This window comes from Reichenbachiella agarivorans (assembly GCF_025502585.1).
Taxonomy (GTDB): Bacteria; Bacteroidota; Bacteroidia; order Cytophagales; family Cyclobacteriaceae; genus Reichenbachiella; species Reichenbachiella agarivorans.
Window position 1 is genome coordinate 4,019,024 of record NZ_CP106679.1, and the last position, 21,893, is coordinate 4,040,916.

The window sequence follows — 21,893 nt, forward strand, 5'->3', positions numbered from 1 at the left end:
TTTTGGTTAGTAGACTTAAATTCTCCTTAGTGATGAATCATCAATTTCTTGTAGTCAAATTTATATTGAGCTCCCTTTAAGGAAACATAGTACACTCCCGACGGATAGTTATGTGTAGATAATTGAAACTTATCCAATCCAGCAGACATCTGTCCATTCTCAAATACTCTGCCTGTTTGATCATATATCACCCATTGGATACCTTCTGGCATCACTGTATCAAACTGAATAGTTACCAATTGATCCGAAGGATTAGGATACATCTTAAAATCCACAATAGAATTCACATCATCCTCTACATCCAAGATATTGTTAGCAACCGTTGCCTTACTAGAAATGAACGCAGATTCACTGGAAGCACCTCCTGCTCGCAAAATTTTGGCCTGATAAATTTCCTTGGTTTGTCTATTTTGGATGAATAAAACTGCTGCCAATTGATTATCATCAGCTATGTTGGCAATATCCCACTGTACATTTAGTGTTGTCACATCTCCATCGGCATCAGTCGTAGAACCCAAAGCCAGTGATTCTCCATTTGCTACATCATTGGCCAACTTAATGTACTTACCTGAAGCATCTGGCAACATCTTCCTTAGCACATTCTTATGAAAATCTATCCCTCCAATTGACTGAGCAACCTCCTGTTCGATAATGGCTACATAAGCAACCAATTCTTCTCCCGCAGCTAAACCTTCAGGTTTGTTGATAGTAAACTTGACGGCACCTTTGATCTGCCCCTCTGTGGCGCTTGGGTCTGGTATCACCTCGATCAAGAAACCAGGGTCTTCCAAAGAACTCAATGTCAAATCAATTTCTGTCCACGTCAAAGGATTAGATGCTGTAGGTGTAGCGGTACCCTCGTCACCATCTATAAATGAACTCACATTGTCTACATTGTACCAGCTGCGCCTAGCGGCTGGATCTGACTTGTTTAAGGCATTGAAGGGATCCTTGAATTCATCATCGATACTAATATGATAGGTAATAGTCAGTTGATCATCTATCAAACCAGAAGCTTGCAACAAGGATTGAATGTTAGTATCGAGCAATTGGGTAGCAGCATTGGTTGCTGTGGCTCCATCAGCTATGCTATAGAACTGCTCTACAAGTACATTCTTTGATCTTTCTTGGATCACAAAGTCATCAAAGGCAAACCCAAAAGGCTTAGGTGTAGAAGTCTCAGCCGTAGATGCAATTGCAAACCTAAACTGCACATGCTTTCTATCTCCTGGGATTACATTCAAGCTATGTCGTGCTGATGCCCAAGTCAATTGATCACCAGCTCCAGACCATCCTACAGAAGTCAGTGTATTGTCATTTTGAGTCTCCTGCTGATTACCTGGATCAGCACCTACGTTATCCCAATTGTACCATTCTAGGCCAGACTTGATGCCATTGACTCCACCTTCGTTGCTTCCGAGTGCCTTCCAAGACTGTCCATTATCAATTGAATACTGAAACACAACTCCGTCCTTGGCATCTTCAAAATTGTACAGCACGTTGAAAGAAACCATTGGTTTTTCTAATCCTGACAAATCAAACGCTGGACTGTACAACCAAGAATCTTCTCCGCCGAGATACCTATTATTTCCATTTTGGTTCAAAGTAGACCACCCATATAGACCTGAAGTTGGTTTTTCTGGATCACTGGCAATAATGGTCGAAAAATCAGTGGCACTCCAAACCCAGCTCGACATTCTTAGTGCCATACTACCTGTTTCGTCAATGATATTGATTGCATCATCCTTGAGTGTTTCGATATACCAACCATCATTGTCTGGCTCAAAGCTTCCTTGCTCAAAAGCTTGGAAATAGGGCTGATCTGGTGTTACCTCGATCAAAGGAAGAATATTGACATCACGCTGCAAACTACTTTTACAATTGTTTTCGGTAGACAAGGTGACGGACACTTTATGTTTTCCTACGCTGTTGTAGGTATAATAAATAGGTTCAAAATCCTCGTCGGCCAATATCGAACTAGGGACAGAATACCAAACTGTATCTGTGAGGTAATCAAAATTCATCCCGATACGAGCTATTCTATTACTCTCTAGAAGCAATTCATTGACAAAGAAACTAGTTTCTTGATTGACCGTCACAGAGTCCCAAACAAAAGCAACACTAGGACTAATGAGAACTTCAACTTCCTTAGAAGTAATTTCATCTACCAACAAGGATGTACATTCATTCTGAGGGCTAGATGTAGAAAAAGTATGAGTGGCATAAAGGTTTGCTGTGAAAATTTCTTCAAAACTAGAGCCCGTGATTTCTAACTTCTTAGTCAGTTCTCTTAGATTGTTGACCTCCATGGTTCCGTCTATATTATAGAGTGGGACATCTCCCCCATTCGCACTTTTCCAGTTCCACAAGTAGCTCAGATCCGACTCATTATAACCTGAACCAGTCTCAACAAATGCACTAAACTTTACATTTGGATCCACACAACCACCCTCGACATCAAAATTTACCTCTGGTTGATCATAAAGCGTGATCACCTTTTCAACCGAATTGCTACATCCTCGCTGATCCTTGTATTCAAACCTAACCGTATAGTCGGCATTGAAACCGCCACCTGAAAGTGTTTTGATGTCTTGACCTACTTCTTGCGAGCCCCATCTTAATGGATCAAATGTAGCTTTGTTGATTGTACCTGAAGTTACAGGGAGATTGACTCCATTGATATAATATTTACCATCATCACCTACTACATCTGCGGTGGCTTCTATCACAAAATCATCATAAGACTCACAAATTACAAATTCAGGAAATGCAAGGTCTGTAAAACCAATTTCATTACTAACCAAAGCCAATTGAGCTAATGGGTTTACTTTAACCTCCTTAGAAACACTGTTGGAACAACTGCTACTTGCATCTGTATAAGTAAGAGTAACCGTATGTACAGTAGGATCTCCACCTTCTTCTGTACCAACTATTCCATTGTCATCTGTCAAGTAATGTGCTATACTTGGCAGAAACCCACCAGTTCCATCACCATAATCATTGATAGCAGTCATTCCAGAACTAACTGTGTATGTTCCTGAATTAACCGGAGTCACACCAATATAGCCTGTCAGTATCACTTCGTCTCTGCTCACACAATATTCACCCGCAGCACTTCTAGTCCCTGTCTCAATATTTGGGAGGTTGATCGTAATATTTGGCAGAGGATTGATACTCAACGTAACATCGGCTGCTAGGGTATTGTCAAACTGACTACTCTTACATCCTCCTTCGATTGCAATCGCATAGTATTTAAGATCAATATCTGTGGCCGAAGAAACTGTTGGAAATGATGGGTGATTGTTGGCCAAAATTTGTGATCCATCGATGCTTTGTGAACTAAAAATCTGACTACTCAATCCAGCATTTGTAAACCATTGAAACGTGACACCTGCATTGTAATCTGACATATTGCCAATATCTAAGGTCGTTATCGTCTCATTGGCACAATATAAATAGGTATTATCACCACTGTTACCTGTCACAATTGGTTTTACTGGTATGTTGTTAACCGTGAAATCAAAACTCAAGTACTCACTCTCACATCCCGCGAACGTAGATCCTCCAATGTTTTTATCAGTCAACTGTGATACAAAATATGTGTACACGCCATCTGTGGTGTTTAGCGGAGTATAGCTAGAAGCAAAAGCTTCATTCACCTGAGGGGTATCATCGATTATATCATTGTCATTCGCATCGTATATCCAAGTAAATCTCTGTCCTGCAGAATTCAAGACCTGAAAAGAAGGTATTGTCGCTCCTTCACATATTGTAGGGGCATTGTTCACCAGGATAGGAGTACTTGGCACTGATCTGACTGAAATAGTGATTCTTACAGGAGTACTCTCAGCTCCAATAAAATTCTGATCACTACCTGAAGTGCCAGAGTCCTTATTAACTGCTACATAGAAAGTATATTCTCCAACCTCTGGAGTTCCACTCAAGTTGGTTCCACCATCAGTACGAGTCTCATCAGTTATCAAATCTACTGGATTGATGTATTCCCCTTCCAAACCAGTCATATTAGTACTAGTGAGTGGGTTGGTTCTAGCCACTGCATCTGCTTCGGATCTGTACCAAACAAATTTCAAGTTAGGTTCACCATCGTCCGATGCGTTATTTTTTACTCGTATTGCTTGCACTGCATCTTCAAAACAGTAATATATTTCAGTTCTGTTGTTGAATTCGGTCGGGGTTGAGGGTTCGTCCCAAGTATTGACCTGTAGTTTGGCATAGTCACTTTGACAACCCACAAAATCACCACTGGTCTCTATGAAAGTCGTCTGATTGATCAGAAAATAACTATTAACATCCGTAGGTATTCCTGTTAGCCCCAATTCATTGGCCTGTGCTGAAGCATCTCTACTGTATGCTATCGCTATCTGACCAAATTTAGCTCCCAAATCATTGGAAATAAACCAATTAAAATTCTGTTCAAAGGTGACATCAGGCACAAAAGTGGTAGATGCGGTAAAAGTATTGGTAGCAGACAATGCACCAGCTTCAAAATTGAGAACTTCATCAATTCCTCCAGTGTACGCACCATTGTCAGATGGACCTTTGACTACAGGCGCGGATGCTAATGGATACATTGTAATATCCACCAAGGAACGTGTAGGACTTTCACATCCAGCAAAATCAGTTGTCAACTTACTTGACCCTAAATAATTAGTCGTTTGAGACAAATATGCCATAGCATGATAGGTGCTCGACAATTCATAATATCCGCTACCTCCATTGGTAGGTGTACTTCCAGTCTCAGCAGTTAAACTAGGTACCACATCCGCATAAGTGACATCCGTACCATCTGCACTTGCAATCGCACTGCCTCCAGTGCTCGCATCATACCAAGAGTATCTAACCAAACTAGCATGAGGGGTTAATATCGGATCGGTAGGTGCGATTCTTGTATTGAGATTCAATTCTCCAGAGCAAACATTGATATCAGACAAAGCATCTGTCAATGTAGGAGCAGCAGGAATCGGATATATCACCACGTTGATTTGCTTTAACATACTAGAGCAACCATCAAAGACTCCATTAAGATTTCTATTTTCTCTTTTCGCAACATATAGGGTATAAGTCCCAGATGTTGGACTATTTGGATCTTCACCAAAATGACCAAAAAATTCACTCCCAGTAATTGACACATTACCAATTGAGCTGATCAAACCTTCTCCAAGCCCGTCACCAACACCATTGGCATCAAGGTCTCCTACGCCAAACCCATCAATAATCGAGATACCATCACTATCATACCAATCATAAAACTCTTCACCTATTTGTGTAGATGGCGAGGAAATCACAATATCATCAATAGCTCCTTGGCAATATTCAAAAGTATATACACCCCCAACCACATCAGCACCTACTGCACTGACATCCACTACTGGATCACTTGGTGTGGGGTATATCTCAACGGTGAGTGTAGAGAAATCACTCTCACAACCTGTAAAACCTGTAAGATCAGTATAATGAACCTGAGTAAAATAAAAAGTATGTGAACCTACTGCTGGATTAATGGTTCCAAAAAGTTCATAAACCGTGGTGGAAGAAGTGACTTCTTCATGAATGAGTGTTCCTAACCCGCCAAAACCATCATCTTCATACCAAATAACCTTGGTCGTGGCATCTTGACCCGACACTACAAAATCTACCGGATTGTCTAAGTCACAATATTCTACTACATAATCATTAGTCCCTTGATCATAACCTACTCCCATGGTAGCCATGTCTAAAACAGGTTTGTTCGGTACTTGATGTAAGGTGAAAATTGCCGTTGCAGTATTGGTGCAACTCAGGTTACTAGAATTCACTCCTGGATCCTGCGCTTCAATTGAAGCAACTTCTATTTGATAACTAGAACCTAGGCCTGATAGCGCAAGAGATGCCCCCAAAGAACCGTCAGCAATCGCTGAAAAATCTAAGCTTCCAGAGGGAATAGTCACATAATTGGCAGTGTTAAAATTTTTCGAACCTGGAGTTGTCTCTTTGACGATTCGGTATTGCGTAAAGGTAATATCGGTAGTTGTATTGACCCCATGTTTGATATCGGCCTTTAAAGCCACACCTGCATCATCAACACAAAAATCATTAGCAAGTTTGTTTTCAATCTCCAAAACAGGAAGATCATAAACGGTGATGTCCACATTACCCAAAGGATTCTTTACACCTTCAGGAGAAAAAGCACCATTAGGAGCAAAAAATCTAACAATTCTAAAATTTCCTGGTCCACTCACAGAGGGGTTGAAGTTCCATCCATCCGTAGGCCAATCGGCTGTGATTGGAACTGATCCACCTCCTGGAGCTGTCAAAGGATCACCAGCGCCAACTAATTCTGTATAACCACCTCCACCATCAGACATGAAAGCTTCCAACTCATAAAACCACACGTTTGCAGGCTCATTACTTGGATTTGCATCCACATCCATGTTTACACTGACTGTGGATTCGCAGAAGTACTGCTCAACGGTATTAGTAAATAAATTCTCATCCGCATCAGACACATACAAAAGTTGAGAGATCAGAAATTGCTTGGCATCAAAATTTCTAGTCAAGGTATAGGTGATGTTGTATGGGGAATCAACATCTCCTACAGCACTAGGCTTGAATCTCACACTGGCAGAGTTAGTAGCCGCGTTAATGTTTTCAGAAACTAACCCAGACCCATTGAAATCACCACTATGACCCGCACTTGGAAAATCCATAGTAATCACAGTCCCTACATTATCATCATCGGTAAAAGCCGTGGTATTTGGATTCAAACTAATACCAAAAACTGCAATATCAACATCGGAAATATCACTCACACAGCCATCGACAGTTTCAGTTACTTGGACAGTATATAGGCCAAATGTCGAAGCTGAAAAATTGTTTGGGAATGTACCTGCAACCCAGCCTGTTTCATCCACAGTTGCGGTACTACCAGACTGTGCCGCTGAACCATTCAAATAAGTCCAATCAAAAGTCCCTCCAGTGCCAGACGCTGTTAAGTCAAAAGTACCATTTGGGTCAATTCTAAATTGATCGTTGGTCACATCTCCTGTGCCTGCCAGATTAATCGTGGGAGCAGCAGGTCTTGCCTTGCTTGAAACAGTTCCCAATACAAATGCAGGATTTCCTATATTGGCTCCAAAAATATTAGCAGTTCCTCCAAATCGTGTAAAGTTTACAGAAGTAGTCACAGTATTTTTTGCTCTTATCTCTAACCCTGTGATAGTGATTGTATTCAACTCAAGTAAAGAAGCTGCAGAGGCTGTATATTCTATTTGAAGCAAATTAGCAGCAGGATAACTCACACTATACCCTGTTATTTCTGTTGAACCATTCACATCTATCGCTCCAACCAATTCATTAAATTCAAAATTGGTGGGCAACTTAATCAGATAGTTGACTGCCGTTCCTGCTTTGATATCATTGGCAATACCTTCGGCAATCACTACGTCGGTAAATCCAGCATTTCCAGCCTCGGCTACTCCGTCTAAACACAAGTCTGTCCACAAAGCTGTGGTAACTGTGACACCACCAGTGGTGACATTGTTGAAACTGGCAACTGCTGACTGGTTGAATAATACTTTGTCTTCCACTATATAATAGACATCATAAACTGTATTAGGACTAAGAATGGCTGTCCTCGTGTAGTCAGTCGTTATACTGGAGACATCTATTGTACCAGAGGCCAATGGAGCTCCTCCACCAGATGCCTGTTGTAATTTCACTTCTGCTGCGGTGGGTGCAGTCGATCCATCAGCAACAATTACATAGTATATATCTCCTGTTTCGTCTGTGTTGAAAGTCAACTTAATCGTTGCATCTTCTGCACTAGCTGTTTCTATATCAAACTTAGGAGCAAAAGTATCAATCACCAAGGAGGCACTTGGTGCTGGATTATTTCCATAGTCCATGACTTCATTATGGGCATTGTTATAGGATATAGTCAAATTGCTAATTCCACTACTCAAGCCTCCTCCACTCATAGAGATCACTATATCTGCGTCATAAGCTGTGCCATCAGATACAGCTGTCACTGGGTAGGATCCTTCTCCATCCACAACAGTAAAATCAGTTGGATTCAACCCCGCAACTTGAACAATGTCATCAAAAGAAATAGTAATATCTGTATCGCTACTCACTACCGCACTGAGCATACTTGGTGCTATCTGATCAGTATCAATAATGTATGAACTAAAATCCCCCAAAAAATTAGCCGCATTTGCTTGGTCTTGTATTTCTGTTGTAGATTTGACAAAAGATAAACTAAGATCTCCCACGGCAGCACTCAAATCAGCAACTGTTAATTTTACTTGACTGGCTGCATGAGTCGCAAGCGCGCTTGATACAAAATCACTTCCTGCACCCTTTGTATCTTTCACCAAAAAGTCAGTTTCTTCTGAACCTACTAGGTTAATATTCCTATTAAAAGTCAATATCAATTCAGTTGCACTCAACTTGCTCACACTAGTCAACGCTATTTCATCGGCAGTACTAAAGGCCCAACCATTGTTGGTTACAATCCCAGCAAAAGCATTTCCATTGGTATCTGTAATCACCCCGTTTGGTATCACCACATAGTAAGAAGAAGATGAATTAAACGCAGGTGGTGTAATGGTAAGTGTCGTGCCCGAAATATTAACCATAGAGGTATTGGTAATATTGATCACCGTATTGTTAGGTGGTACAGATTGCTCCACTATCGTAATCGAACCTGAACCAGCCTGAATATTTTCATTGAAAGTAACCGTCAAAGTGCCATTGAGTGATACCGCGGTAGCATTATTTAATGGAGAGAGGGTATTTACTATTGGAGGATCGGTATCTAATATGGTAATGTTGTTTGCCACCACATCGGTAAATCCTACTCCTGAGAAAGTAAGTACATTGCCAGTACCAGGTGAGTCAATATTGAGGTCAGAGAATGTTACTTCTCCATTGGTCATGGATGCAGAAGATGTTCCTGTAAACGTACCAGAACCAGTAGTATGAACCACTGAAATAGACGAGGTTTCATCTACGTCGTAGTTATTATTCGCATCTACAGCAATAATTGTAGCTGTGATGAAATCTGTCAGTTCAAAACTACCTCCAGTAGGATCGTCACTTGCATCAAAAATGAGCTTAGTACCTACCACCTCTACGTCTATCTGATCTGAAGATGCAGTAGAATTATTATCCAAAGTGGATGAACTAGTAAATACTATATTGTCTCCAGACAATTCAAACTGCAATTTTAAAGAGGCATCATCCAGCGTTTCAGGATCAGCAACGGTAGATTTCAACCATATTTTTAAATTGTAAGTTTTTGTAGAACCTCCTGCATCAATATCTCCCCAATTGCCATTGCCATTGTCAATACCTGTAAAGACAATACTGCTTGCTCCAATTGTCGTTTGGACAATAAAGTCATTGGTAGGGTCTCCATCATATTCCAATCTTGCTCCCGCAATTACATCATCCCAAGCAAAATCGTTGTCTGCCCCAGGAGTAAACGTCATTCCTGTAAATCGAAAATCTTGACTGCTCCCTCCTACAACTGGATTCGTAATACTAAACGAAAACACAATGGCATCTGAGGTAGTACCAGGATCAGTATTCTGAATAGATGAAATCGTATTATTCGTGCCATTTTTAACAATAAAACTTTCATCAGGAGTTAAATTAATGGGACCAATCATCTGACCTGCAGACATAAAGACATCAGATGCATCTTTTACTACTGCTGCACTCAACACGGTTATACTTATGTCTTCACTCCCATCTGGAGTACCTGTCACGTTCAAATTGAATCGAATCGTGGTTTCACCTCCAGCCAATGCTCCTCCTCCAGTTTTGGTTATACTTCCAACTGTTACATTCGAAGCTCCCCCTCCGTTGGCATTGAAATCAAAGGTAAACTCTGTTCCAATAGCAGCAGCCAAAGCTCCTCCACCTGAGGCATATACTGGTTCACTAAATTCTATATCGATGTATGAATTATCAATAGCCAAAATATTTCCTACCATAATAGGAGCTTGACCATCTGAGATCGCAAAACCTAATGCATCTGCTGCACTGTTGCCATTCGCATCCTCTATGACATCTCCTGCATCCAAGGTGATATCCAAAGTTCCTGTATAATCTGTACCTCCCAAATCATCTACAGTCACGATCACCATAGAATTATCTGTATCTAAAGCGATGCTTGTGACTGCCACTCCTCCACTGATTACAATACCATCATCATGACCAAGACTCACTCCATCAATGTCTTCACTGTATTGTAAGGCAATCTCTGTATTGCTGATCGCTGTAGCACTCTGTAATACCGGTGCTTGACCATCTGAGATCGCAAAACCTGATGCATCTGCTGCACTGTTGCCATTCGCATCCTCTATGACATCTCCTGCATCCAAGGTGATATCCAAAGTTCCTGTATAGTCCGTGCCACCCAAATCATCTACAGTCACTATCACCACAGAATTATCTGTATCCAAAGCGATGCTTGTGACTGCCACTCCTCCACTGATAACCATGCCATCATCATGATCAAGACTCACTCCATCAATGTCTTCACTGTATTGTAAGGCAATCTCTGTATTGCTGATCGCTGTAGCACTCTGTAATACTGGTGCTTGACCATCTGAGATCGCAAAACCTGATGCATCTGCTGCACTGTTGCCATTCACATCCTCTATGACATCTCCTGCATCCAAGGTGATATCCAAAGTTCCTGTATAATCAGTACCTCCCAAATCATCTACAGTCACGATCACCACAGAATTATCTGTATCTAACGCGATGCCTGTGACTGTCACTCCTCCACTGATTGCAATACCATCATCATGATCAAGACTCACTCCATCAATGTCTTCACTGTATTGTAAGGCAATCTCTGTATTGCTGATCGCTGTAGCACTCTGTAATACCGGTGCTTGACCATCAGTGAGGTTTTGTCCAACGAAACCTATAATAGGCATACTCGTTGCAACATCTTCCACGGTATTGTCAGCTATGGTAAATGAAGCATCCGTGATCTCAAAGTCAGTACCTGATAAAGCAATACTTAAAGTCACTGTAATAACATCATTACTAACTGTTGCGTCAGCACCTGACACATCCAAACCTGTCCCAGAAATGCCCGTTGCAAAATCCACAGACGACGATGTAAATACTACATCCTGATCAAAAGTTATATCTATGGTAGTTGTAGAGGTAGCTGTTACGCTCAATACAGTTGGTTGAGCCCATGCCTGTATTCCACCCAAAGTCAGGAATGCGACCAGTACGAATAATATATTAAATCTTTTTTTGTTAGTAGAATTTCTCATATAAACGACCTTTAGCATGCAACAGAATATAAACAAATTTGACCTTTGTGTGAGGTATCCCTCATACGGTATGGTTTGGTGGTTAATTTTGATTTACCATTCAAATACTTCATCGTACTGTTCATTCTTAAATATTTTTCATCCCTATACAACACAATTATCGAATTGTGTCCCTCCTCACATTTTACTTAAACTCTCCCCAAACATTAGTCTTCAGTAATGACATCATGGATGTCGATCCAAAGTCGACTGTCGCACCAATGACTAACGTCCCATCAGCCCTCAATATTATAGCATCTGCTTTGTCATTGTCTTCGCTACCATACACTCTAAAATTGTCTAAATCTAGACTTCCAAAGGCATCCACTCTAAAAATACCAATTTCGTTTTCTTTGAATTCACCATCTTCAGTCCTGAATCCATTGATTTGCCCTGCTATGTACACATCACCATTGTTTAATCTTACCAAGTCCAATCCCTGTGTACCAGTAGCAGTAAAATTAAAGTCACCATTAGTGACGTCAATGTTCACAAAATCTATGTTTTCTTCTGGCAAGCTTTTGGGGACTCTTAGAAAGAAAGCTTGCTCGGATTGAACATCACCAGAAGTTCCTGTCACAAACAGAAAATTATTGAATGAAACGATGTTGTTGGGTACATCCGCACCCGCAGTACCGTAGTAGCCACTGTTGATGGCAACACCACTCGATGGATTAAACTCTACAACAAACACATCCTTATTGCCATAACCAGTCGGATTACCTACTGGAATGGTCACTGTTGAAATATAGAAGTATCTACCATTGTCTTCTATCAGCTTTACGCCAGCATCTTCACTTCGAAGGCCTGTCAAATCATGCCATTTGGGTGCAAAAGTCTTGGCATCCACACTCATCAAAAGTATACTTTGTGGATCACTGAGATAAAGATCTTTACTCCATGTCTCTACACTCCCCAAAATAATGAATTCATCATTGGCTTCATTGTATAAAATATCGGCTCCACTGGTCGATTTAGCACCTATGTTGTCTATGGCTACATTTTGAATCCTATCATCATAATACTGATACGCAAATGACTCTATGGCCTGTCCAGTTGCAACATCGATGTTTAACAAGAAAATCCTCAAAGTATCAGAAATATTGCTTGTACCAATTGCCAAGAGATTTTGATCATTGTTGAATAAACGAGCAGATGCAGGTATGTCTTGGCTGGCAGAATTGCCGTCTATTCCATCATCATAATTGTAAGACTCCTGCCAGATCCCATTACCAGCAGAATCCGTTTTGACTATATAAAAGTCATTGTCACCATTGGGCGTATTGGTATATCCCAAAATTAGAATCTCCCCAGACATGGTTTCTACCATGTCTACTACTCCTTCATTGCCAGTAGTACCAAAATATTTGATAAACCTAGCTGATTGATCCAGACTGCTAGGATGGTCATCTATGCATCCAAAAGTCAAGATCAAAACACAGAAAAGCATTATATTTTTCATCCTATCCATCATTTCTTAGCTCGCTTCTGATTTACCTTTTGCAGTTTCTTATCCGAATACTTCTTAGGATTATAGAATGACTTGATATAACCCACCTTGACAGCCAAACTATTGATGGCCATGTCGTCATCTATATGTCCCATATTATAATTCAACTGATCCGAAGCATACCTATTGGCGGAGTTAACAAAATTCTGCGCACCTACGCTGTAAGTAGCTTCTATAAAAAAGGAGTCTGTCCGCTTAAAATTAACTTTCATTCCCACTCCTCCTAGATATGACCAATTCGTCCTATTTCGCATTTTTAAATCCACCAAATCTAAATCAGTCACAAATTTGGTTCCTAATCCTCCTCTGTTACCTGTCATTTTTGCACTCAACAACCAATCAAAGGATACTCCTCCCATTACATAGGGTGTCACTGTCCCAATAGGAATGTTGTACCGCAAAGCCAGTGGTGTTCTCAACCATTGTTGGGACTCAGTCAACAATACCTCAAAAGCATTGGTTGCTTCATAACTACCATTGCTAATCAAGTTGTAATTGACCTCATATACATTACTGGCATACGTTGCTCTTAATAAAATCTCTAGATTTTTGACCAACATATATTCTATTCCAATACCTGCTGAAAAACCCATTTTAGAGGAATATTGTTTGGAAATTGGACTCCCTACAGAATCAAAATCATTGGATGAGGTATTAAACACTGCATAGGTTTTCATTGAATGAATACCAGTTGCATTTCCTCCGATAAAAGTCCCAATTCTAAAGATGGGTTTGGAACGATACTTTGCAAAAAGATACTTTAGCTCCGCAGGATCATTTGGATCATTTTCCGGATGCTCTGGGTCTACCAATAGTAGGTTCACAACAGCGTCTTCTGCGTCAGGTTCGTTATCCATAAATAAATAAACCAATGCCAACAAACGATACGCTTTGATCTTCTCCTCCTTCGTGAATCCATCCTTTCCTGATGACAAGCAGTTTCCTTCATTGATTTTTTTGGTCACTTCATAAAGCCTACCTGCATCATACAAATCTTCAGCTTCACTCAGTTTTTGGGTACAACTCACTTGCGAATAAGACTCCAAAGCCATTCCCAAAATAAGTACTAGTGGAATAAGTATTTTTTTCAAACTCAGTCAGTTTATTTATTCTAATTCTTCACGTTTAGGCATTCCCTCACAGGTGTACTCATATTCAATATCATCCCCTACATAGGCCTCCCATGTCGTTTGAGTCAAATTCTCATTGACAATGTCAAACTCACAGATTGCCAATGCCATCTGATCAGGCTGAGTAGGCCACAACCTAATCACGCCATCGCCAGCTGCGGTGACCAAAGAATAACCATCTGGCGCAAACGATACAGCCCAGACATAACTCTTATTGCCAATCTTGTCTAAACTTTGATGGTCATCAAGATCTATCGGTAGGTCATTCAGGTATTTCATCACCCATAGTTTGGCTGTACCATCCAAACTAGATGAAGCCAACAGTGAATTGTCGTTGTTAAAGTCCAATTCAGTAACCGTAGCGTTATGTGAACTCAGTTTTTTGATGGTACGGTTGTCTTCCAAATCCCATAAAACTATGTCACCCGTCTCATCTCCAAATGCTAGGATACGCCCGTCCCCACTGAAGGTCACTGCACTCACCGAAGCACCTTGTTGTACATAGAGAGAGGTTTCCTCGTAGTTGTTTTCCATATCCCAGAGGTAGACACTCCCAGAATCACTTCCTCCTGCCAAATACCTCCCATCAGGACTAATTGCCAATGATTTGACTCTTGAAGCAACTCTTGCTATTTCCTTGCTCTGGTTAAAATCATAAAGCCTGATCACTTTGTCACTGGAAGTAAATATGAATCCTTTGTTGTTATTGAGGTAGACCAAATCATGTACCACCCCTTGGTGTCCTTTGATCTCCTTAGGAACGGCATCTTTGCTCTTCAAATTGTACAAAAGAATCTGATCATTGTCACTACCTATTGCCAGCCAGTTTTCATCAGGACTGATATCGACTACACGGTTGACTTGGTAGTTGTTGAGCAATTGTGTGCTTTTTCTGGTATCCATATCCCATAGCAAAATCCTCCCGTCGCTACCTGTAGAGTACATGCGTTGGCCATCTTTGGAATACTTCACAGACCTAACTGCCTCAGTGTGACCTATGTAGTGGTTAAAAGTAGATGAATCTCCACCTGTCAATGCTTTGGTTGCATAATACACCCCAGCATACACATCAGGGTTGTATTGCTTGGTTGAGTACTGGTTATCAAACTTCCAAGCTTGGCGCGCGATCAACGCTTGCTGCTCCACATCATCATCTATATTGAGTGACTTGATTGCCATCGAATTGGCAATTGCCTGATACCGAAGTGCCAATGCAGCTAGCTTCTGCTCATTGGCAACTTGCGCACTTTTATCTGCCTCAATCTGTGCCAAACGTGCCTCTTCTGCACTTGCTCTGGCTTTATTAGCATTTCTAGTAGCGAGTGCTTGTGCAGCCTCTGCCTTTAGCCTCTGAGCATTGGCTGCTGCCTCTGCCTTCCTCGCATTTTCTGCTTCAGCTTGTGCCCTCAGCCTCTCTTCATCTGCTCTTTCCAGTGCCTTTCTAGCTTCTACCGTTTTTTCATTAGCCAGCTTCTCTTGCTCCAATGCTTTCGCCTCCTGAATCTTGGCCAATTCCAAATTGGCCTCTGCCTTCGCGGTTTGTTTTTTTGCTTCTCCAGCACGTATCTGAGCTAGTACCACAAAGAAAATACATATCAGCATCGCTACCCCAAGCACTACAGCAATCAACCTAGATCGTCTCAGAGCTCGTTTTTGCAGCAATTCTTTGTTGCGCTGCTCAGTTTCATATGCCTTCTTGCTGGTTTCAAGAAAAACCATCGTACGTTCAAAGGCAGGCTCGTATCTCTGTCCCCAAACCAAAGTTGGTTTGTTTTCTTCCTGCCAGTTCAATGCCAATTGCAAATCTGGCATCTTCCACAGACCTGCTCTACCCATCTGGAATCTCTCAGCTGAGTCAGACAGTTTGAGATACATCTCTGCTGACCTAGATTCTTCGTCCAGCCAGGACTTGAGCCTTGTCCAGATTCTCATCAAACTTTCGTGAGAGATATCGATTACCGTATCTGAATCTAGTCTAACACCATGCGGCGGCATCAGCAAGGTTCTACCTGGTTCGCGAAACTTGTCTACTACTCTGCCTACTTCGTCTTCTGTGACGCCAGATATTGCAGCAATAGTCCCTACTTTGGTAGGACGTCTGATACCAGAGGATTCTGTCCCCCTCTCTGTCAGCGCCTTGAACATAGACTCACAAATCTGCTGTTCGCGTTTGGATAATGAATCAAAAGCTTCGTTGGCGTGTTGAGAGAGTGCTTCTCTCAAAGTACCTACTGCATTGTAGTGCTTTAAATCCATAGGCTCGTCTTCACGACGATGCTCTTTCCAAAATTGCCATGTACGCATCAATGCATGTTGCAAAATTGGGAGTTGATCGGGATTATCTCCGACATCATTGAGCAATTGCTGAGACAAACGGGGCGCTATTTTACCTCCACCTACAGCTACAGGTCCTTCGATAGCCAATCTTTTTTGATCCCTCGTCATTTGTGGAATCAAATAGTGACTGTCATTGATCATCTGCGTCAATTCTGGGAATTGTGCACAATCACCAATAAAATCTGATCGCATCGTCAATGCTACATAAATCGGTGCATCATACTGATGAACTGCCTCCAACAAGAGGTTGACAAATGCAGAAGACTCGTCCAAATCTGAAGACAAGGTTTCTAATTTTTTGTACCTAAAAAGCTCTTCAAACTGATCGACCAGAATCAATACGTTTTCATGTTCTGATGACTTGAGTTGCTTCACTGCCTCGATCAAGCCCAAAGAACTACTTCTCAATACTGTTGAAGTAATAGTTTTACGGATGAGCTTATCCTCTTCGTCTATGCTATTGTATTGCTCATCTTTGGATAGCAAAGACTCTGCAAGGTTGTCAATAGGACCTCCACCTGGTCTTGTCACGACAATTCTCCAATTGGATCCGGCTTGAGTCATGAACCCACCATATAGCGTAGGTATCAATCCACAATACATCAAAGATGATTTCCCACTACCTGATGCGCCTAAAACTCCAACAAACTTGTTCTCTGACAATTTCATCAAAACTTCGTCGCTCTGACCCTCACGTCCAAAGAACAGGTGACTTTCTTCTACACCAAAGGGTCTCAACCCCGGAAAGGGGTCTACGAATTGGGTGATATCATCCAATCTGGTATCGCTAGTATGTAAGTCTTTTTCGGTCATGTTAGTTTTCCAGTTTAGCTAAGAATGGATCTAATGATGTAGGTACAAACGATGCTCCTCCCAATACCATTGTTCTGGTCATTTGTATATTTTGATTGTCGACTCTGGATTGATCCTCAGCAAATATCGCTGAAGCCTTCATCGGCTTGATTCTCCCAAAGCCTGGAGCTTTGAGCAAATCTTGAAGTTTGGTTCTAATCCAATCTTCAGAGGATTTTCCAAAATAGATCAGCGAAGCATCACAGCGTCTCAAATTTTCCTGGTGCAAATACCTCAAATCCATCAATTGTCCTTCAAACAAAGAAGTCACTACATTGTAACCCTTTTGTTTCAAATATTCAGATATGGGCTTGGAAGATTCCAAATCGAGTTGGTCACAGATGAGGTAGATGATGTTGCCCTCATCAGGCAAAGAGTGATCGTGTTTATTTTCCTTTGATTTGAATCGACCACCTGTGACCAATTCCTCTCTGATGATAGATTTTAATTCCTGAAGTGGAATTTGTAACACTTCTGCTTCATCAAGTGCCGCAGCGTCACTTTTTAGATCCTCTATGAATATTTTCTGTCTCTCGCTGATGTTTTTCAAATCTGGAGACAACCAAATCAATCTGCTGAATTTATCCGAAGTGATGCCTTTTTTGTTCTTTTCATTCAACTCAAAAGTATGTTTTGAAGCAATCTTGTTTTGAATATCGACCACTGACAATTCTGATCCTCGTGGTGCATATCCATAATCCTCTCCGATCAAATGAATAGACAAACAGCAACTCTCCAAGTCCTTCTTTACGACTGATTCTAGAGAGTGAATCTCTTTGGGTAGAGACTGGTCTGGCAACACACGGTATCCATGTCTGATCAATTCTCTCTTGACTATATCTCGCTGGATGATCATATCTACACCAGAGTTCGCCAAATAAATCGTCTTCTCTTTGTCTATTTCTTTAGGAATCGACTTTTGTGTAGAGACCTCCTCTAGTTTCCTTTGGATTTGATGAATATCATAGGCCATATCCACCATTTTCATCCAGTAGCTTCGCTCTGCCTCGTTACCAAAGAACCGTCTGAATTCCTGAGGCTCCCCTGTCAGTGGATCAATCTGATAAAAATCATAGGACAGTATGTCTGAGTAATCAGGCAAATACTCATCTATATCAATGGGAAACTTGATGACTTTGAGCAATCTAGACAATCCTCCCAATTGTAATGAACCACTTTCTTTGGCTGTACTGGCAAAGAGATTCACCCCATTGATCAAAATGGGATTATTGAGGAAGTTTTTAGAAAAAATTGAAATCAACAAGGCACTGTTGCTATACAAATCAAGGTGGCTATCGCTTTCGTTGACCATTTTGATCTTAGGCTTGACACCTGAAACTTGCTCTACAAGTGTGGAGAGAAACTTATAAAAATTCGTCACCCAACCTTTGCCATCACCACTGATAGGCTGATCATCCAAAGTATGATAAGCAAGTAATATATCGTGTTCAAATTTCATTCTCGGTTGCTTTACTGGTATATATCATCAATTGAATAATGACTCAACTTCTTCTTCTATCTCACTTTCGTTGACTATCGTAAGGATACCATCGACCATCTCTACATTGCGAGAAACTGCATCGTACAATTCGTCCTTACCTATTGTAAGCAACAAACACTCTGTCTCTGTAGTCAAGTTGTAGGGGTAAACGTCCGACATCAAGATTAACTTGTGTCCTACGATCCCTTTTTCCTCCAATATCTTGCTGGTGCCGTCCTCATAATCCACTCTGAGTGACCCCTTCAATACTATATAAACTGGTGCTGTACCATAATCGCCAATCTCGGCAATCGTAGTATTGGCTCCTACTTTGATCTCTTCAAATCTCTTGCAAAGTTCAAGCAAAATCACCCCTGGTATTCCTTTGAAAATCTCAATCTGCTTGAGCATAATCACCCTTTCTATCACCAAAAGCTTTTGATGAACATCCTCCTGATTGATTTTGAAAACTGGAGGAACAATATCCTTGTCCAATCTCTTTTTCAAGGTAGTTTTTAATCGTTTGGTATGGTATTGATAGGCATCCGCATCTAGTTTGTACATCGTAGCTGCCGCCGTTTGTACCATCACATAATCTGGATTGAACAAATTGGCAATCAAATCATCTGTCACCTTCTGACCTCTGATCAGAGATAGTTTATAGATCGCTAGGCACTTGGTGTACTTGTTGATATTGTTGTAATCTCGGTTGACTATCTGCAAGAGCAAATCCGAATAATCCTCAAAGTTCTCGGGAGGGAAATAATTGTTCAACCTTTTCAGCTTTTCTTCAGGAGTCACATCATCCAACACTGCAGATAGTTTGGGCTTGATGTTCTCATCCACAAAAATATCAAGCATCTCAATCCCAAATGACACACTGTCCGTAGTTCCTAAGTCAATATTGTCACGCACGAGTTTGATACTCTGTGCATCATATATCATCGATAGCAACATGAAGATCAAATCAAAATTCTTCTTGTTTTCTTCCTCAAAAGCAGCAAAAATCAAGCGATCAAAGAAGTCTGTTCTAGGTATCTCTTGTACCGCTTTGATGTTCCAAGCCAAATCGCTGATGGTACTTTCAATCGCAATTTTAATCCTCGCCGCATAAAAATCCTTGGCAGAAAACCCAATGTAACTGAGTGACAACAGCATCTCAGAAACGATGGCCTTGTCAGGAAAATCAATCTTTTTCCAGAGCATTTCACTGGCGGTTTTTCCCCCAATCTTACCCATGATTTGAATAATCCGAACCATGGTATCCGTATGCTGTGCAGTTTTGTAAAATGCTGAATCTATGGCATAGAAAACCGTCTCTCCAGAAGCTATCAATGCTGAATCAGCATAATTGCTATACGCAGGTATGTGCAAATTTTCTATCAGGACATTCCAAAACTCTGGTCGCTTCAGCTTCCCTGCAGTGGTGATGGCCGCTCTGCGTACAGAAGGATTGATGTCACGCAACAGCTCGGTGAGGAACGGCACAAACTTATCATCCTCCAGCTTAACCAGCACTCGTGCCGCAAATATCCTATCTTTGGTTTCAGTAGACCGTACCAATTTCTTGATTCCTGCCTCGGTAAGCTGGTAATCTTCCAACTCCTGAAGTACCTCTATAGTATTGGCAGCTACCAAACGAACCTCTGGGTCTTCTTCCTTCTTAATCTCTCTCTCTAGTATATCCAGCGTATTGAAGCTCATCAAATACCCCAATCGGTAGTAGGCATATTGTCGAAGTGACTTATGCTGTGAGCGAATAAAATCTAGCAATGAAAAATCGAGCAGAATTGGCTCCATTTTTTCCATCAATTTGAGGGCATTTTGCGCTCTTCCCTCGTCCCTTCTCAAGAGTTCTTTTTTCAGAATATTGATGGTATTGTATTCATTTTTTGTTCCTGCACCATGAAGTTTAACCTTTTGATCTTCCAGAGTCAGTAGCAATTGTGACTTGTACTCAGTGTACAGTTTGCCTGCGTAGTAAATAATGAACCCTGCCAGTAAAAGGATAAAGTAGGCATAATGAATGAGTTCAAAGAAGACAAACAAACCCATGACTATCTGCAAGCCTCCAGCAATCAAGATCGCAGTCTGATTGACTACTCCCTCTATTCTTGATTGGATATCAAAGCGGATTTTTACATCAAAGGGCAAGAAAAACAATTTGAAGGCGGGATTCTCTAGCGCATCCTTGAGTGAAGAGGTAAACACCTTGCCTACAACCAAAAAGATAAAGAAAAAGAGGAACTCATCTGTTTTTTCTTCATAACCAAACATGTGTCCAGAAAAAATCGCACCAATCGTAAACAAACCAAGTACCAATGGCATCACCATCAGTGATACCCTCAACCCAAAACGACCAATGATGATATCATTGATAAAACTTTGGATGATAAAACTCAATACCATGACCGCCGCATTGGCAAACGATAGGAAATTCCTTAACTCTTCATCTCCCTTTTCTGGATTGGGATCAACAGGGTACATGATTTCTGTGGCAGAAATATAAACGTAATTGGCAAATACCGCTGAACTCATAGAAAACACCATAAACAAGCACAGCATCCTCATGTATTTGTCCTTGAACAAGTCTCTATATGTTATTTGTCGGACAGTAACCTTCTCATCCTTTCTGGTTTTAGTCGTGGCATCCAGGTTGTAATCTTTGACAATCCAAATCGTCACGATCAATATACCTAAGGCAGAAAATGCAGAGAAAAACAACAAGTCATACGTGTTGTCAATGATATCCAAACTAGTCAAAAGCGGAATAGAAAAGAAGGCAATCATGGTAGCCGTCAACTGTCCAGTATCGATTCCCCCTATGGTTCGTTTGGCTTGCTTGAGATCGAATATCCGACCAAATATCCCCCAAAATCCCAATAGTGTGATAGCAGTCACAGGCCCTATCATTACAAACAAAATAAAAGGCAATATCTGAAACCCTTCATCTAGTTGATCATAGTCTGTGTACCAAAATGCCAGTCTCAACAGTGATATGAAAAGAAAAATCAGAAAAGCATTGGAAACAACCAATGTAGAAAAATTTGACCTTTTCTGGATATACACATACAAGGCTGTTGTGAATATTCCTAGAGCACCCGCTAAGAAAAATGCGACATCAAGATAAGCCTCCCCTAAAGTGCCAATAAATAGCGTTTCTGCTCCTACTTGATAGGTAGCCAAAAAAACCCCCATAAAGAAACCCTTGCTTAGCAATAGAAGCATAGTCTTTTCTTCAC

The 21,893-nt window shown here is 41.0% G+C and carries 6 protein-coding genes; all 6 read right to left on the reverse strand.

Annotated features, from left to right (window positions below; all coding sequences use genetic code 11):
- Positions 1-26: 26 nt before the first annotated feature.
- The 6 genes from N6H18_RS16770 to N6H18_RS16795 all read right to left on the reverse strand — a co-directional run bounded on the left by N6H18_RS16770 (position 27) and on the right by N6H18_RS16795 (position 21,849).
- Positions 27-11,303: an Ig-like domain-containing protein gene (locus N6H18_RS16770; RefSeq protein ID WP_262309438.1), complete on the reverse strand. Its 11,277-nt coding sequence runs from the start codon at positions 11,301-11,303 to the stop codon at positions 27-29.
- Between the two features lie 184 nt (positions 11,304-11,487).
- Positions 11,488-12,804 (reverse strand): hypothetical protein, encoded by a 1,317-nt coding sequence (locus N6H18_RS16775; RefSeq protein ID WP_262309439.1) that lies wholly within the window; start codon positions 12,802-12,804, stop codon positions 11,488-11,490.
- Between the two features lie 8 nt (positions 12,805-12,812).
- Positions 12,813-13,943, reverse strand: a complete 1,131-nt coding sequence (locus N6H18_RS16780; RefSeq protein ID WP_262309440.1) for an outer membrane beta-barrel protein — start codon at positions 13,941-13,943, stop codon at positions 12,813-12,815.
- 15 nt (positions 13,944-13,958) lie between these two features.
- A complete protein-coding gene (locus tag N6H18_RS16785) occupies positions 13,959-17,132 on the reverse strand; it encodes an nSTAND1 domain-containing NTPase (protein ID WP_262309441.1) in 3,174 nt (1,057 codons plus the stop codon).
- A gap of 1 nt (position 17,133) precedes the next feature.
- Positions 17,134-18,630, reverse strand: a complete 1,497-nt coding sequence (locus N6H18_RS16790; protein WP_262309442.1) for a hypothetical protein — start codon at positions 18,628-18,630, stop codon at positions 17,134-17,136.
- A 27-nt stretch (positions 18,631-18,657) separates the two neighbouring features.
- Complete coding sequence (locus N6H18_RS16795; RefSeq protein ID WP_262309443.1) at positions 18,658-21,849, reverse strand: HEAT repeat domain-containing protein; 3,192 nt, start codon at positions 21,847-21,849, stop codon at positions 18,658-18,660.
- Between the last annotated feature and the right edge of the window lie 44 nt (positions 21,850-21,893).

Excerpts from the sequence above, each read along its gene's own strand:
- N6H18_RS16790 (WP_262309442.1), bottom strand. The coding sequence starts at position 18,630 with ATGAAATTTGAACACGATATATTACTTGCTTATCATACTTTGGATGAT.
- N6H18_RS16795 (WP_262309443.1), bottom strand. The coding sequence starts at position 21,849 with ATGGGGGTTTTTTTGGCTACCTATCAAGTAGGAGCAGAAACGCTATTT.
- N6H18_RS16775 (WP_262309439.1), bottom strand. The coding sequence starts at position 12,804 with ATGAAAAATATAATGCTTTTCTGTGTTTTGATCTTGACTTTTGGATGC.
- N6H18_RS16785 (WP_262309441.1), bottom strand. The coding sequence starts at position 17,132 with ATGACCGAAAAAGACTTACATACTAGCGATACCAGATTGGATGATATC.
- N6H18_RS16770 (WP_262309438.1), bottom strand. The coding sequence starts at position 11,303 with ATGAGAAATTCTACTAACAAAAAAAGATTTAATATATTATTCGTACTG.